The sequence below is a fragment of the Amycolatopsis sp. FU40 genome (genome assembly GCF_021903635.1).
GTDB classification, from domain to species: Bacteria; Actinomycetota; Actinomycetes; order Mycobacteriales; family Pseudonocardiaceae; genus Amycolatopsis; species Amycolatopsis dendrobii.
Genome location: NZ_CP091381.1, coordinates 9031952 through 9047317, shown reverse-complemented (window position 1 = coordinate 9047317; position 15366 = coordinate 9031952). Strand labels below are relative to the sequence as shown.

15 protein-coding genes are annotated in these 15366 nt (G+C 68.6%); 8 read left to right on the top strand and 7 right to left on the bottom strand.

Annotated elements, in window-relative coordinates; all coding sequences use genetic code 11:
* Nucleotides 1–12: 12 nt before the first annotated feature.
* Together L3Q65_RS42920 and L3Q65_RS42915 are read right to left on the bottom strand one after the other, a co-directional pair.
* Entirely contained in the window at nucleotides 13–813 is an 801-nt protein-coding gene (locus tag L3Q65_RS42920; protein WP_237598173.1) for an ABC transporter permease, read from the bottom strand.
* The gene (locus L3Q65_RS42915) at nucleotides 810–1598 is read right to left on the bottom strand and encodes an ABC transporter ATP-binding protein (RefSeq protein ID WP_182892531.1); all 789 of its coding nucleotides are present in this window, start codon (nucleotides 1596–1598) and stop codon (nucleotides 810–812) included. The genes L3Q65_RS42920 and L3Q65_RS42915 overlap by 4 nt, the downstream gene beginning before the upstream one ends.
* A 61-nt stretch (nucleotides 1599–1659) precedes the next feature.
* Between L3Q65_RS42915 and L3Q65_RS42910 the strand changes: the two genes are divergently transcribed.
* A complete protein-coding gene (locus L3Q65_RS42910; protein WP_237598172.1) occupies nucleotides 1660–2430 on the top strand; it encodes a TetR/AcrR family transcriptional regulator in 771 nt (256 codons plus the stop codon).
* On the opposite strand, the gene L3Q65_RS42905 is transcribed toward L3Q65_RS42910, so the two are convergent.
* A complete protein-coding gene (locus tag L3Q65_RS42905) occupies nucleotides 2411–3256 on the bottom strand; it encodes a DMT family transporter (RefSeq protein ID WP_237598171.1) in 846 nt (281 codons plus the stop codon). The genes L3Q65_RS42910 and L3Q65_RS42905 overlap by 20 nt on opposite strands.
* A gap of 73 nt (nucleotides 3257–3329) precedes the next feature.
* On the opposite strand from L3Q65_RS42905, the gene L3Q65_RS42900 reads away from it, so the two are divergent.
* A complete protein-coding gene (locus L3Q65_RS42900; protein WP_237598170.1) occupies nucleotides 3330–4235 on the top strand; it encodes a LysR family transcriptional regulator in 906 nt (301 codons plus the stop codon).
* Here the strand turns inward: L3Q65_RS42900 and L3Q65_RS42895 are convergent.
* The gene (locus L3Q65_RS42895; protein WP_237598169.1) at nucleotides 4225–4890 is read right to left on the bottom strand and encodes a TetR/AcrR family transcriptional regulator; all 666 of its coding nucleotides are present in this window, start codon (nucleotides 4888–4890) and stop codon (nucleotides 4225–4227) included. The genes L3Q65_RS42900 and L3Q65_RS42895 overlap by 11 nt on opposite strands.
* A 95-nt stretch (nucleotides 4891–4985) precedes the next feature.
* On the opposite strand from L3Q65_RS42895, the gene L3Q65_RS42890 reads away from it, so the two are divergent.
* The 4 genes from L3Q65_RS42890 (at nucleotide 4986) to L3Q65_RS42875 (ending at nucleotide 8663) form a co-directional block, all read left to right on the top strand.
* Nucleotides 4986–5924 (top strand): alpha/beta hydrolase, encoded by a 939-nt coding sequence (locus L3Q65_RS42890; protein ID WP_237598168.1) that lies wholly within the window; start codon nucleotides 4986–4988, stop codon nucleotides 5922–5924.
* Nucleotides 5925–6021: 97 nt separating this feature from the next.
* Entirely contained in the window at nucleotides 6022–6786 is a 765-nt protein-coding gene (locus tag L3Q65_RS42885; protein WP_182892535.1) for an NAD(P)-binding domain-containing protein, read from the top strand.
* Nucleotides 6787–6908: 122 nt separating this feature from the next.
* Complete coding sequence (locus L3Q65_RS42880; protein WP_182892536.1) at nucleotides 6909–7700, top strand: SDR family oxidoreductase; 792 nt, start codon at nucleotides 6909–6911, stop codon at nucleotides 7698–7700.
* Nucleotides 7701–7772: 72 nt separating this feature from the next.
* Nucleotides 7773–8663 carry a helix-turn-helix transcriptional regulator gene (locus L3Q65_RS42875; protein WP_182892537.1) on the top strand — a complete coding sequence of 297 codons (891 nt, stop codon included), beginning with the start codon at nucleotides 7773–7775 and terminating at the stop codon, nucleotides 8661–8663.
* A gap of 777 nt (nucleotides 8664–9440) precedes the next feature.
* Here L3Q65_RS42875 and dinB read toward each other — a convergent pair.
* Nucleotides 9441–10658 carry a DNA polymerase IV gene (gene dinB, locus L3Q65_RS42870; protein ID WP_182892538.1) on the bottom strand — a complete coding sequence of 406 codons (1218 nt, stop codon included), beginning with the start codon at nucleotides 10656–10658 and terminating at the stop codon, nucleotides 9441–9443.
* A 98-nt stretch (nucleotides 10659–10756) separates the two neighbouring features.
* Here dinB and L3Q65_RS42865 point away from each other — a divergent pair, with 98 nt between their 5' ends.
* Entirely contained in the window at nucleotides 10757–11335 is a 579-nt protein-coding gene (locus tag L3Q65_RS42865) for an HAD family hydrolase (protein WP_237598167.1), read from the top strand.
* Here the strand turns inward: L3Q65_RS42865 and L3Q65_RS42860 are convergent.
* Entirely contained in the window at nucleotides 11332–12831 is a 1500-nt protein-coding gene (locus L3Q65_RS42860; RefSeq protein WP_182892540.1) for a serine/threonine-protein kinase, read from the bottom strand. The genes L3Q65_RS42865 and L3Q65_RS42860 overlap by 4 nt on opposite strands.
* A gap of 136 nt (nucleotides 12832–12967) precedes the next feature.
* On the opposite strand from L3Q65_RS42860, the gene L3Q65_RS42855 reads away from it, so the two are divergent.
* On the top strand, nucleotides 12968–14218 hold the full coding sequence (locus L3Q65_RS42855; RefSeq protein WP_182892541.1) for an MFS transporter: 1251 nt from the start codon (nucleotides 12968–12970) through the stop codon (nucleotides 14216–14218).
* A 690-nt stretch (nucleotides 14219–14908) separates the two neighbouring features.
* Here L3Q65_RS42855 and L3Q65_RS42850 read toward each other — a convergent pair.
* On the bottom strand, nucleotides 14909–15079 hold the full coding sequence (locus tag L3Q65_RS42850; RefSeq protein WP_182892542.1) for a hypothetical protein: 171 nt from the start codon (nucleotides 15077–15079) through the stop codon (nucleotides 14909–14911).
* Between the last annotated feature and the right edge of the window lie 287 nt (nucleotides 15080–15366).

Below are 15366 nucleotides of genomic sequence, written 5' to 3'. Positions count from 1 at the left end.
CCCGGCTGTTTTTTACCGTCCCAGCAAGCGGTACTGCCGGGTGGCGAGCGGCAGGAAGACCGCGGTCAGCACCGCGGGCCAGCCCAGCGCGAGCAGCACGGAATGCTCCGCCGCCCAGCCGTTCGCGGCCCACGCCGGATTGCCCGCCAGCTCGCGCACCGCGGAAGCCGTTGCGGTGAGCGGATTCCAGGTCGCGACCGCGCTCAGCCAGGCAGGCATGGTGTCGGGGGAAACGAAAACGCCGGACAGGAAGCCGACCGGCCACACCAGCACCTGCACCGAAACCGCCGATTCCGGGGTCTTCAGCAGCAGTCCGAGCCAGATCCCGATCCAGACAAAGGCGAACCGCAGCCACAGCAGCAACCCGACCGCGCCCAGCACGGACGCCTGCTGCGGACGCCATCCCAGCGCCAGCCCCGCTCCCATCATCACGACCAGCCCGGCGACCGCGCTGATCAAGTCGGCGAGACAGCGTCCGGTCAACACGGCCAGCCCGCTGACCGGCATCGCGCGGATCCGCTCGGTGACGCCCTTCGCGGCGTCGGAAGTCACTGCGAGGACAGTGGATTCCAGCCCGAACAACATGGTCATCGCGAGCATGCCGGGGATGAGGAAATCGATGTAGGCACCGTCCCGGATGGCCATCGCGCCGCCGAAAAGCTGACCGAACATCACCACGATCAGGACCGGGAACAGCAGCGTGACCGCGATCGAGACCGGACGTTGCTTCCAGTGCATCAGGATCCGCCGGGCCAGGACAGCCGTGTGCACCAGCCAGGACACGTTTCCGGATGCTGCGGCAGGGACGGTCATCGAGCCTCCCCCGCCGCCGCGGTCGCGTGCCCGGTCAGGTGCAGGAAGACCTCGTCGAGCGTCGGCTTCCGGACGACCGTCTCGACCCGGTCCGGCCCGACCTTCGCCTTCAGCTCGTCCGGCGTGCCCGCGGCGACGACCCGGCCCGCGTCGAGGACCGCGATCCGGTCGGCGAGCTGATCCGCCTCCTCCAGGTACTGCGTGGTCAGCAGCACCGTGGTCCCGGTGCCGGCCAGCGCGCGGACGTCCGCCCAGACGTCGATGCGCGCGGCCGGGTCGAGTCCGGTCGTCGGCTCGTCGAGGAACAGCACCGCCGGGTTCAGCAGCAGCCCGGCGGCCAGGTCAAGCTTGCGCCGCATGCCGCCGGAGTAACCGGAGACGGACCGGCCCGCGGCTTCGGCGAGCCCGAACCGTTCCAGCAGTTCCGCCGCTCGGGCCCGGGCCGCCCGCGAGGGCAATCCGCCGAGCCTGCCGAACAGTTCGAGGTTCTGCCTGCCGGTCAGGATCTCGTCGACCGAGGCGTTCTGCCCGACCAGCCCGATCCGCCGCCGCACCTCGTCCGGCTCGGCGACCGCGTCGAAACCGGCCACCCGCACCTCGCCCGCGTCCGGACGCAGCAACGTGGTCAGGATCCGCACCGCGGTCGTCTTTCCCGCGCCGTTAGGCCCCAGCAGGCCGCACACCGTCCCCGGCTCCACCCGCAGGTCGAAGCCGTCCAGCGCGGCCCGTGCGCCGTACCGCTTCCGCACCCCGCGAGCCAGGAGGCCATCTACTCCGTATGCCATACGAAGAAGACTAGCATAAGACTCCGTATTGCCTACGGAGTTAAGTTCCTATGCTGGTCACGTGACGACTGACGGCAACCCCGGCGACCCCGCCGCGACGATCGCGCTGCTGTGGGGCACCCGCCAGCTGCCGCGGCGCGGCCCGAAGCACGGGCTGACCCCGGCCCGGATCGTCGACGCGGCGGTCGAGGTCGCGGACACCGAACAGGACCTGGCGACACTGTCGATGCGCCGGGTCGCCGAATCGCTGGGCGTCGGGACGATGTCGCTCTACACCTACGTTTCGTCGCGCGCGGAACTGGTCGAAGCGATGGTCGACGCGGTGTACGGCGAGGCAGTAGCCGAACTGTCCGAAATAGACGCCGACGACTGGCGCGACGGCCTCCGCCGCGTCGCCGCCGTCAACTGGGCGATGCACCTGCGGCATCCATGGCTGCTGCAAGTCTTCACCGGCCGTCCGACGCTTGGCCCGAACGCGATCGCGAAGTACGACCTGGAACTGGCGGTCATCGACGGCGTCGGCCTGTCCGACGTCGAAATGGACTCGACGATCACCCTGGTGACCACCCACGTCGAAGGCCTGGCGCGGCGCAAGGTCGAGGCCGCGCGCGTCGTGCGGCAAACCGGGATGACCGACCAGCAATGGTGGGCCGCGACCGCACCCGCGCTGGCGGAGGTCTACGAACCGCGACGCTTCCCGGTCGCGGATCGAGTCGGCGCCGCCGCCGGGCAAACGCACCAGGCTCCGTACAGCCTCGACCACGAGTACGCGTTCGGGCTGGACCGCCTGATCGAAGGCATCGCCGCACTCGTCAACCGCTCCGCTGAGTAGCGTCCTTCCGCCCCAACACCGCCCCGGCGCTCGCGAGGCCCACACACGCCAGCGCCACCCACTGCAGCGCGCGCAAATGCTCGCCGAGGACCAGCACCCCGGCCAGCCCCGCACTCGCTGGCTCAAGGCTGGCCAGCACCCCGACCGTCCGGGCAGGCAGCCGTCGCAAAGCCGCCAGCTCCAAGGAATACGGCACCACCGCCGACAACGCGGCCACCACTACGCCGGCCAGCAACACCCGAGGCGTCGCCAGCCGGGTGCCCTGGTCGATGACGCCCAGGGGCACCGAAAGTACGGCAGCCCAAGCCAACGCCAGCGCAAGCGGGCCTCCTCCCGCGCTCTTGGCACCGGCGCGTTTGCTGAGCAGGAAGTAACCGGCCATGCAAGCGCCGGACGCTAATGCGAGAGCCACGCCGCCGAGCGGAAAGCTGACGTCGCGCGGGGCGTAGAACAGCCACACCCCGCCTCCGGCCAAGACAGCACAGGCCACGTCGCGGAGACGGTGCGAACTGAACAACGCCAACGAAATCGGCCCCAGCAGCTGCAATGCACTCGCCAGCCCCAACGGCAGGAAGGTCAACGCGGGATAGATCAAATTCATCCCCGCGATGGCGGTGCCGAAGCCGAGGACCACCCTTCTTTCCGCCCAGCTGCGCGGAACCGCGGGCCGGTACAGCACCAGCAGGACCGCGGCAGCCAGGCCGAGCCGCAACGCCACCACGCCGGACGCGCCGACGTCCTCGGAAAGCTGTTTCCCGAACGCCTGCCCGAATTGGACGCTCAGCACGCTCCCCACCATCAGCGCGGGCGCAGGCAGATCCCTCATGTCTCCAGGTTCGCCGCTGAAAGCGTGCACGTCTAACGAATCTTTCCGCACGAAACCGTTTAGCCTGGACTACATGATTGACCACCGGTTGCACGTCCTGCGAACCCTCGCCGAGTACGGCACGGTGACCGCGACCGCCGCCGCACTGCACCTGACCCCCTCCGCCGTTTCGCAGCAATTACGTTTGCTGGCGCGGGATTTGGAGGTGGAACTGCTCGCGCCGCAAGGCCGTCGAGTGCAGTTGACTCCCGCCGCACGCATCGTGCTCCGACACGCCGACGCGCTGCGGCTGCAATGGGAAGCGGCTCGCGCGGAACTCGCCGCAGAGGGTGCCGAGCTCCGCGGAACGCTGCGCCTGTGCGGCGTCTCCTCCGCGCTAGCGACTCTCGCCGCCCCCGCTGTCGCCAGCCTGCGCGAGACGCATCCGTTGGCAGAAATACAAATCACCGAAGAGGAAAGCGCCGACTGCTACCGTCTTCTGCTCGCCGACGAGGCCGACATCGCCCTCGTGCTGCCCGGCCCAGAGGCACCGCCAGTCACCGATTCCCGCTTCGAACAGGCTTCGTTGACGACCGACCGCCAAGACCTGCTTGTCGCCGCAACCCACCCCTTGGCCCGCCACAAGGGAATCGAACTCGCCGAGGCGGCCGATCAACCGTGGATCGTCAAGAAACACAACAACGACACCTATCCATTGGTGACCGCAGCATGCGCCGCCGCCGGGTTCACGCCGCGGATAGTGCACGAAGTCAAGGAATGGTACGCAGTCTCAGCGCTCGTCGCGGAAGGCCTCGGCGTGTGCCTGGTGCCGAGGATCGTGCCGCTGCCCGAGCACGCGGTTATGCGGATTCCGTTGCTGGGAAAGTTTATTCCTACCCGCCAATTGCTGACCGCCGTGCGCCGGGGCAGCAGCGGACACCCTCTGATCAGTGCAGGTCTTTCCGCACTCCGCGACAAAGCCAGCGCTATCAGCGGCTGACCGCGGGTATCAGCGCCTCGATCTGCGCGAGGTGGCCGGCGAGGATTTCTTCGAACGCAGCGCGTCGATCCGCTCCGAGCGGACGGACGTCGCGGGCGAAGAAAGCCAAGGCAGGAAAGCGTTCCGGATCGGCCCCGAGCACCGCGACGCGGAACTGCTCCAGTCCCTGCTCGTACTCCTCGGCGGTGATGCTGCTGATGCCCGCCTCGGCGGCGATCAGCGCGGCGACGAGGAGCACGATGCGGTGGTAGCGCACCGGAATTTGCTCGTCCGGCAGACCGGACGCGCGCAGCGCCTGCAGCAATTCCTCCATGACCAGACGAGATCCGGTGCCGCCGGACGCGTAGCGCCCCCACACCGTGGCGAGCTGGGGCTGCTCGCCGAAGGCCTCGTGCAGGCGCAGGGCCAACGCGGTGATGCGCTGCTTCCAGGCGCCTTCCGGACGGTAACCGTCCATGGCGGCCAGCAGGATCCGGTCGGCGACGGCACGCAGCAGTTCGGTCTTGTTGCGGAAGTGCCGGTAAAGGCTGGACGGGTCGGTCCCGAGCGCCGCGGCGAGCTTGCGCACGCTGAACGACTCGGCGTCGCTCGTGCGCAGCAGGTCTTCCGCCGTGTCCAGGATTTCGTCGGTCGACCATCGCCTGCGACCAGTCATCGCACCCCTTCCGTCCGGACCAGCATAACTTATGCACTTGGCAATGCACACAGTGTGTGCATAATGAGGACAAGTCACTGGGGAAAGAAGGAACCATGAGCGAACCCGCTGCTCCGACGAGGCCGCCGGAGCCGGACTTCTCGACGATCACGCCCGCCGGACTGCTCGCCTACCGCGAGGCGGAGAACCGTTTCCGGGCCTCCAGCGCGGCGTACCCGATCATCGGAGAGCCGACCCCTGACGCCGTGCTCGAGTGGCGAGAGATCACGCTGCCCGGCCGCGAGCTCCCAGTCCGGGTCTACCGGCCGAGGTCGGAAGCCGTGCTGCCGTTGGTGATCCATGTCCACGGAGGCGGCTTCGTAGGCACAGCAGCGCAGTGCGATTGGACCAACAGCCACCTCGCCGCACGGCTGCCAGCCGTCGTCGTCTCCGTCGAACACCGCCTCCTCGCCCCCGACAGCGCCCTAGCGAACGCCGCTGCCGACGGCTGGGACGTGCTCGAAAACGTGGTGCGGCAAGCCTCGGCGTGGGGCATCGACCCGACGCGCGTGGCCGTCTTCGGCGAAAGCTGCGGTGCGCTGATCAGCGCACTGACCGCCGTCCGCGCCAAGAAGACTGGCCTGAAGCTCAGGGCACAAGTGCTGGTCAACCCAGTCGCCGACGTAACCGAGACGATGTTCGAATACCCGTCCATCACCGAATACGCCTACAGCCCGTCCCGAGCACTGCCTCTGCTGCAACTCTTCCAACGGCTCGCCGTCCCACCGGGAGCCGATGCCAGGTCCGTCTCGCCGCTGCACGCCACCAACCTGCATGGCCTCGCCCCCGCACTAGTGGTGGTACCCACTCAGGACGCCGTCGCCGACCACGGCCGCCGCTACGCCGAACGGCTGCGCGAGGCCGGAACCTCCGTGCAGCTCACCGAATACCCGGGCGCGAAGCACGCATTCCTCACCCTGCCCGGCTTGGAGCCGCAGGCCAAAGCCGCCCAGGCGGAAATCCTCGCATTCCTCGACGCGGCTCTGGCGAATTGACGGAGGAACCCCTGTCGGAACCGGATTTGTCCGGCAAGCATTCTCGCGGTCGCTTTACCGTGGACAGGAACCCGCGTAACCCATGGAGGACAACACAATGCAGCACATCGGCATCATCGGCGTAGGCGAAATCGGCAAAGCCCTGGTCGAAGGCCTACGCCTCGATGGCAGTGCGTCGCCAGAAATCTTCCTCTCCCCGCGGGGAGCCCATGTCGCCGCCGAACTGTCCGAACGCTTCGAGGGCGTCCACGTGTGCGCCGACAACCAGGAGGTCGTGGACCGGGCAGACTTGGTGATCATCGCCGTACGCCGCCAAGACCACCACGATGCACTCGACGGCCTAACGGTGGCCGACGACAAGACCGTGCTCAGCTTGATGGCCGGCGTCGCCATCGACGCCTTGCGCCGCACCCTCGACACCAACGCCCCGATCGTCCGCGCCATCCCACTGCCCGCCGTACGCGAGCGGCGCTCCGTCACCGTGACCGCACCTCCGCACCCAGCGGTGGACGCGCTCTTCGACCAACTGGGCGGCTCGTTGCCGGTCGCCGACGAGGACGCCTTCAACGTCTTCTCCGCACTGACCGGGACCCTCACCGCTCACTACGCCTACCTCGCGACGCTTACCTCATGGGCCGCCAACCACGGCATCACCACCGACGTCGCCGAACGGTACGTCCGCGGCCTCTTCCAGAACGTCGGCCGCGCACTGAATGACGAAAGCCGCTCCCTGGATCAGCTTGCCGCCGACCACGAAACCCCGAAGGGAAACAATGAACGAATCCGCACCACGTGGTTCGATCCCGCCAATGCCGCCGCACTCACGCAAGCCCTGGACGGTCTGCTCGCCGATCTGAAGTAGCAAGGGAGGATCTGCCAGTACCGGTATCACCAGGGTCTCCCTGAGGTCCAGGAAGCCTGTCAACCTTGTTCGAGTCGGCTCCCAGCCGCGTACGGCTTCCACGACAAAAGGACCGAAGACCAATGGCGAACACTCACTCAGACCTTTTCGACCTGAGCGGGAAATACGCACTTGTCACTGGCGGCACCAGAGGCATTGGAATGATGATCGCGCGCGGCCTTTTGCAGGCGGGTGCCCGCGTGATTGTCAGCTCACGCAAGCCAGACGCGTGCGCGGAGGCAGAACGTCTCCTGTCCGAATTCGGCGACGTTCAAGCGGTCCCCGCCGACCTGTCCAGGTACGACGAATGCCAACGGCTAGCCGATCTGGTCAAGGCCGGCTCGAACCGCTTGGACATCCTCGTCAACAACGCCGGGGCGATGTGGCGCGAACCGCTGGAGACGTTCCCGGCCGAGGGCTGGGACGCCGTGCTCGACCTCAATCTCAAGTCACCCTTCTGGCTGACCCAAGCGCTTCTCCCCGCACTGCGCGAAGCAAGCACCGCCGACGACCCCGCACGCATCATCAACATCGGCAGCATCGCCGCCATCCACGTCGCCGAGGCACCCAACTACTCGTACGCCAGCAGCAAAGCGGCACTCCATCAACTCACCAGGGTGCTCGCCAGGGAACTGGGCCCACAGCACATCACGGTGAACGCGGTAGCCCCAGGAGTGTTCCCGTCGCAGATGATGGCAGCCACGATCGATGCCATCGGCGACCAGATCGCAGCGAAAGCCCCTCTCCGCCGACTCGGCCGCGACGACGACATGGCAGGCGTCGCAGTATTCCTCGCCAGCCGAGCCGGGTCATACCTGACCGGCGCCGTCATCCCGGTCGACGGCGGCACCGCCACGACCGCGTCAGGCACCTAGACCCTTTTCCCTGCCACATCGGGGCACTAGCAGTACCTCCCTCCGCCCGCGCACAACAGCTACGGTGACGAGGTGGCCATGACCGATCTGCGCACCGAGATCAAGGAGTTCCTGAGCTCCCGCCGTGCCCGGATCACGCCCGAACAAGCCGGTCTCCCCGCCTACGGCGGCAACCGCCGGGTCAAAGGCCTGCGCCGCGAAGAAGTAGCCCTGCTGGCGGGAGTCTCGGTCGACTACTACGTGCGCATGGAACGCGGCAGCCTCACCGGCGCCTCCGACGGCGTACTCAACGCGGTGGCCACCGCCCTGCACCTCGACGAAGCCGAACGGGATCACCTGTTCCAACTCGCCCGGCAATCGAGGACCCCCGGCAGCCCACGCCGCCGACGCCCCACCGCGACGGTGCGCCCGGCGCTTCAGCAGGTGCTCGCCGCCATCACCGACGCCCCAGCGTGGATCTGCAACGGCCACTACGACGTACTGGCCACGAACCACCTCGCCCGCGCACTGTATTCCCCCATGCTCGCCAACCCGCGCCGTCCAACGAACACCGCACGGTTCGTGTACCTGGAACCCGAAGCAGCCCAAACGTTCTTCGTCGACTACGACCGGGTCGCCTCCGACGTGGCCGCGAAACTGCGCATGGAAGCAGGCCGCGATCCGCACGACGAGGAACTGATCGCGCTCGTCGGCGAACTATCGACACGCAGCGACCTTTTCCGGCAGCGATGGGCATCCCAGGACGTGCGGCTTCACCGCTCCGGACGCAAACGCTTGCACCATCCCGTCGTGGGCCGCCTCGACCTGGACGTCGAGTCAATGGACCTGCCCACCGACCCCGGTCTGATCCTGAACGTCTACACCGCCCCGGCCGGCACCACGACCGCGGACGGTCTGGCCCTCTTGGCGTCGTGGGCGGCCAGTCAGGAGAAGCCAGCGACTGAGACTCGCGCACTCGGCTGAGCTCCCGGCGTTTCCGCCCGCCTGGGCCGGCGCTTCCCGGCGAGAGCGTCGGCTCCGGTTTCAACGAGGAAGCAAGCCGCCGCGATCTCCACCGGCCGCTGCTGCGCGCGGTGCGAGGGTCACGAGCCTTGGGCCAGAGCCGCACCAGGGAGACGGAACCCGCAGCGTCCCACCTCGGCCCGGGCTGGCCGGACTTCCGCGCAGCATCCAACCCGCCGACTTCCGCGCAGCATCCAACCCGCCGGACTTCCGCCCAGCATCCAACCCGCCGGACTCACCCGACCCGCCTCGGGAGCAGCCCTCGCGCAACACCGCACCCAAACGGCCCGGCACCCTCAGCGCCCGCCCGGATCACCCAACCCAGCCCGGGAGCCAGCCCGCACGGACCACGGTGCCCAATCGGCACCGCCTCGCGGATGCCCAACGCACCAGGATCAGCCCGCCGACTCGAACACCGGCCGCACGGAACCACCGCACCCGACCGCTCCGGCACCATCAGCCCAACCCACCGGGATCACCAGCCCGGCCCACCGGGATCACCCACCCGGCCCGGGAACCAGCCCTCACGGAACCACCACACCCGACCGGCCCGGCACCACCAGCCCAACCCACCAGGATCACCCACCCGGCCCAGGAACCAGCCCTCACGAAACCACCACACCCGACCGGCCCGGCACCACCAGCATCTCGTTCCCTGATGCTGGCCAACGACTTCCCGCACTTACGCGCAAAGTCGTCCGAACCGCAGTGAAGCGCCCGCGGGACCACCGCATCCGATCAATCCGGCAGCATAGGCATCTCCATCCCCGCCTCATGACTCAGCAAAGCCGCCCGAGTCAGCGCGGCCGCGCCGAAGCGGTTGCGCAGGGCGTCGACTGCTGAGTCCAGCGCAGTCGCCTCCGCGGACATCGCCGGGCTGGACGGTTGGTCCAGTGGCAGTGCCAACTGCACCGCGCCATGGCTGTCGAGGTTTGAGAACGACAGGCCCAGCAACGTCAAACCCCGGTCGTACACCAGCGGTTGCGCCGCGGACAGCAGACCGCGGGCGGTGCACAGCAGGGTTTCCGTGTGGTCGGTGCTGTCGGCGAGCGTGTGCGACCTCGTGACGCGGGTGAAGTCCGCGAAGCGCATGCGCAGCACCACCGTCCGGCAGACCCGCGACGCGCCGCGCAACCGGCGCGCCAGCCGGTCCACAATGGACACTACGATCTCGTCCAGCTCGGCGGGAGAGCGAGAGCGGCGGCCAAGGGCGCGTTGCGAGCCGATCGAGCGGCGGCGTTTCCCTGGTTGCACCGTGCGTGGGTCGCGGCCGTGCGCCAGGGCGTGCAGGTGGCGTCCGGAACCTGGGCCCAGCATGGAGATCAGCGCGGCCTCGGGCAGTTCGGCGACTTGGCGCACGGTGCGGACGCCGCGTTCCCGCAGCTTCGCCGACGTCACCTTTCCCACTCCCCACAACCGCTCCACCGGCAGCGGGTGCAGGAATTCCAGCTCTCGCTCCGGCGGCACCACCAGCAGACCGTCCGGTTTCGCGACGCCGCTCGCCACCTTCGCGAGGAACTTCGTGCGCGCCACCCCTACCGTGATCGGCAGCCCGACCTGCGCCAGCACCTCCGCGCGCAGGCCCGCCGCGATCTCCGACGGACGTCCGGCGATTCGCCGCAGACCGCCGACGTCCAAAAAAGCTTCGTCGATAGACACTCCTTCCACCGCCGGCGTCGTCCGCCGGAACACCTCGAACACCGCCTTGCTCGCCGCGCTGTAGACCGACATCCGCGGCGGCACCACCACGGCATGCGGGCACAACCGCCTGGCCTGCGCCCCGCCCATCGCGGTGCGCACGCCCAACGCCTTGGCCTCGTAGCTCGCGGCCAGCACCACGCCACCGCCCACGATCACCGGCCTGCCGCGCAGCCGGGGATCGTCGCGCTGCTCGACCGAGGCGTAGAACGCGTCGAGGTCGGCGTGGAGGATCGGTCCTTCGCTCGTCACGAACATATGTTCGCATCGAACACCGACAAAAACCGCGATCTGTTCACTCGAACGGAGTAGAAAAATCTCCCGGAGCCCGAACGGAACACGCTAATCTCTCCCCCGTGCGGCTCGCCCTGTTCGACCTCGACACCACGCTCGTCGATCGCGCGGAGGGATTCCGCCGCTGGGTGTGGGAGTTCTGCGCGGAGCACCGGCTCGCCGACGCGGACGCCGCGTGGCTCATCGCCGCCGACGACCGCGGGCGCGCCGACCGGGCAGCTTTCTTCAAGAACCTCCGCGAGCGCTTCGACCTGCAAGAACCCGAGCTCGAAGACGCCTACCGCGAACGCCATCCCGCACTCGTCCCGGCCGCGCCCGGCGTGCTGTCCGGGTTGCCCCGGCTGCGCGCGGCGGGCTGGCGGATCGGCGTCCTCGGCGAGGGCGAACCGCAGCTGTCCACGCTGCTGTGCACCGGAATCGCCGGGCTCGTGGACGGCTGGGTGCTCGCCGGGCCGGACGGACTGTCCACATCGGACCCGAAGCTGTTCGCGCTCGCCGCCGAACGCTGCGAAACCACCCTGGACGACGCCTGGCTCGTCGGCGAGGACGTCGAACCCGCACGGTCCGCCGGATTGCGCACCGTGCGAGTCGGCCCGGACCGCGACACCGCCGCCGCGATCGCGCTGCTGCTCGAGAGCTAGCTCTCCACGTCGATCTGCCAGGTGCCGTTGCGCTGCGACATTGTGTAGCGGTGCGTCTCGGTCGTCGGGCTGCCGCCGGCGCGGTGATAGGTGATCACCGCGGTGAGCGTGTTCTCGCCGGTGACCTTCACATCGTTCGCGGTCACCGAACTGAACCGGCTCCACCACGCCTTGTACTCGTCGAAAGTCTGATTTTTGTGCGCGGCGCGGAACTTGTCGCTGATCATCGCCCAGCCGGCTTCCAGATTGCCCGGCAGGTACGAGAAGTAAGCGCGCAGCGCGGAAGCCATCGCCTCCGGAGAGTTCGCCGCGGAACTGGAAGACGGAGGAGCACTCGACGAAGACGGAGCGGACGGCTGCGTCGACGGCGAAGGCTGCGACGCGGATGAAGTCGCCGGAGCGCTGGAAGGTGCGGAAGTTCCAGAAGCAGGCGGCGGGTTCGCGGCCGGGTTTTCCTCCCCGTGGTTGCGGGTGAGGACGACGGTGACGATCACGGCGATCACGACGAGCAGCGCGCCCGCCCCGGCGAAGATCATCCCGCGGCGTCTTCGGTCCGAGCCCGCGGGCGGCGCGGCGGGGGCACCCGCGGCCGGAACCGCGACCGTCGTGGGCACGACCGGCGGTTTGGCTTCCGGCAGCGTCGGCGGTTCCGGGACGGTCGCGACCGGGGTGACGCCGCCGTCGAGTTCGCGCAGTTCCGTGACGACCTCGGCCATCGACGGCCGGTCCTCCGGTTTGAGCTCCAGCAGCTTCAGCAGCAGCGGCTCCAGCTTCCCGGCCTGCTTCGGCGGGTTGATCGAACCGCTGGAAACCCGGTACAGCAAGGCGATCGCGTTGTCCGCGGTACCGAACGGCGGATCGCCCTCCACCGCCATGTACAGCGTCGCGCCGAGGGCGAACACGTCGGAGGCGAACGTCGCCTCCTCGCCGCGGGCGACCTCGGGCGCGAGGAACGCGGGCGTGCCGGAGATTTCGCCGGTCGCGGTGAGCGTGACGTCGCCGACCGCGCGCGAAATGCCGAAGTCGGTCACCTTGACCGTGCTGCCGTCGTCGCCGAGCAGGACGTTGCCCGGTTTGACGTCGCGGTGCACGATGCCCGCCCGGTGCGCGGCGGCGAGCACGCCGGCCAGCTGCACCGCGAACGGGATCGCCTCGTCGACGGTCAGCGGGCCGTCCTCGCGCAGTTTCACCGCGAGGCTGCGCGAGGGCAGGTACTCCATGATCAGCCATGGCCGGTCCTCGTGCTCGACCACGTTGAACACCGAGATGGCGTTCGGATGCTGCAGCCGGGCGGCGATGCGGGCCTCGCGCATGGCGCGGTTGCGGGCTTCCTCGACCTTGTCCTCGCCCTGGTTCACGGGCATGAGGAGTTCCTTCACCGCGACGACGCGGCCGAGGATCTTGTCCTCCCCGCGCCAGACCATCCCCATCGCGCCGCTGCCGATCAGTTCGACGAGCTCGTAGCGACCGGCGACCTGCCGGCTCTCCTCGGTCAACGGAAAACCCTTCGGTGCGACATCATCCACGGACGGCGATCACCCAGTTTTCCACGGACGGCCGGAGCCGGATCCGCGACCCACCCGCGCCAGGCCCGGGTTGCTCCGGGTGGCCGAGTCACGACAGGGTGAGCACATGACCACGACAGCGCCGTCTTTCCGGAGCATGTTCCGGATAGGCGAATTTCGTGCGCTTTGGCTCGCGCACGTGCTGTCGGTGGCAGGTGACCAACTAGCACGAGTCGCGCTGACTGTGTTGGTGTTCAACCGAACGGCCTCCGCGGGCTGGGCCGCTGGGACGTATGCGCTCACCTATTTGCCGGACCTGCTCGGTGGTGCACTCGGCGGGCTCGCCGACCGGTTCCCGCGCCGCACCGTGCTCGTGGTCGCCGATGTCGTGCGCGCACTGCTGGTCGCGTTGATGGCGATTCCCGGCATGCCTTGGCCGGTCGCCGCGGGACTGCTCGTGATCGTGCAACTCGCGGCAGGCCCGTTTCAGGCGGCTCGGCAAGCGGTCCTTCCGGACATGCTGGGCGAGGAGAAACTGGCGACCGGACAAGCGATTCTCTCCTCGACGTACCAGGCGGCGCTGGTGATCGGCTTCGGCGCGGGTGCCGCGGTGGTCGCGTGGCTCGGGGTTTCGGGCGCGCTGTGGGCGGACGCGGTGACGTTCGCGGTGTCGGCAGCCGCGCTGCGCTGGGGTTTGCGGCCGTACCCGGTCTCGAAGGCGACCGAACACGCGCCGCAGTGGGCGTCGTTGAAGGCCGGGTGCCGATTGGTCGCGCGGGACCGGAAACTGCGGTCGCTGCTGGCGATCGCGTGCTGCTGCGGGTTTTACGTCGTGCCGGAGGGTTTGGCGGTGCCAGTGGCCGCGCAACTCGGCGGCACGGGCGTGCTCGGCTGGCTGCTGGTGGCGAACCCGGTCGGGACGCTGCTCGGCGCGTTGCTGATCAGCCGGTTGCCGCGAGCGCGGCAGGTGCGGTGGCTGGGTCCGCTCGCGGTGGCGAGCAGCCTCGTGCTGCTGCCGACCGGCTGGACGCCCGCGTTGCCGGTGGTCGTCGTGGTCTGGACAGTGTCCGGGATGTTCTCCGCGCACGACTTGATCACCCAGGTGCAGTACAGCCTCGCCGCGCCGCCGGAACAACGCGGCCAGGTGATCGGGGTCGCGATCGCGGCGTTGCGAGCGGCGCAGGGCCTGACGATCGCGGCCGCGGGCGCGCTGGCGCTGGCCTTCGCGCCGACGACGGTGGTCGCGATCGCCGCCGTAGCCGGGGCAGGGTGCGCCGCGGTGGCCGGGACCGCATGGGCGCGGGCGGTGCGAGCCGACCGCGAGGTGCGGCCCCGCCGAACTCCCCTCGACGGGGCCACCCCACCTCCCGCGCCGTAATCCGCGGGACGGGTGCGCCGCGGGACTGGCTTCGGTCACGTCCAGTTGTTGTCACGCATGCCCTCTCACCTCCTCGTGGGGCGGGCTGGGGGTCGGTCAGCGGGTCCAGTTGTTGTCACGCATGGCGGGGCTCCCTTCATGGCTCGGTGGGTGATGGACGGCGGGGCTCAGCGAGCCCAGTTGTTGTCACGCATGGCGGCGTTCCCTTCGCGGCTTGATGTGCGGTGGTTGGCGGGGCTCAGCGGGTCCAGTTGTTGTCACGCATCGCGGCAGCTCCTTTCACGGCTCGACGGGCGGTGATCGGCGGGACTCAGCGAGCCCAGTTGTTGTCACGCATCGCGGCAGCGGCTCCCTTCACGAGTTGGCGGGCGGTGGTCAGCGGGCTCAGCGGGTCCAGTTGTTGTCGCGCACGGGACGGTTCCTTTCGTGGCTCGACGGGCGGTGGTTGCCGGGGTTCAGTGGGTCCAGTTGTTGTCGCGCATCGCGGCGACTCCCTTCATGGCTCGGCGGTCGGCGATCGGCGAGGCTCAGCGAGCCCAGTTGTTGTCGCGCACTGCAACGACTCCTTTCGCGATGTCGGCGGTCAGTGATCGCGGGGCTCAGCGGGTCCAGTTGTTGTCGCGCATCGCGGCGACTCCCTTCGCAGCTCGACGGCCAGTAATCAGCGGAACTCACCGAGTCCAGTTGTTGTCACGCACAGCGCTCTCCTTCCTCCTCAGCGATCAGCCAGCGGGCTTCAGCGGTTCCAGTTGTTGTCGCGCACGACGGCAGCTCCTTCCCGAATCGACGGTCGGCGATCAGCAGGTTCAGCGAGTCCAGTTGTTGTCGCGCATGGCAGTTGTTCACCTCCTCCGACTGCATTTCGTTCCGTGGTTTCAGCCGTTTCAGCGGGCCCAGTTGTTGTCACGCACCGCGGCCACCTCCTTTTCGAACGACTCCGATCGGCCGACGGTCCTCAGCGGGTCCAGTTGTTGTCGCGCATCTCGCCGCCTCCTTTCCGCATCCCGGATTCCCTGCTCGGCGCCATTCACCAGTTGTTGTCCCGCACTGTGGGCACCTCCTCTCATCTGCGAAGACCGAAGTCTCGACCTCGAGTCGAGACCGTGAGGGAGACCGAGGTCACCGAAGAGCCGTCCAGTTGTTGTCGC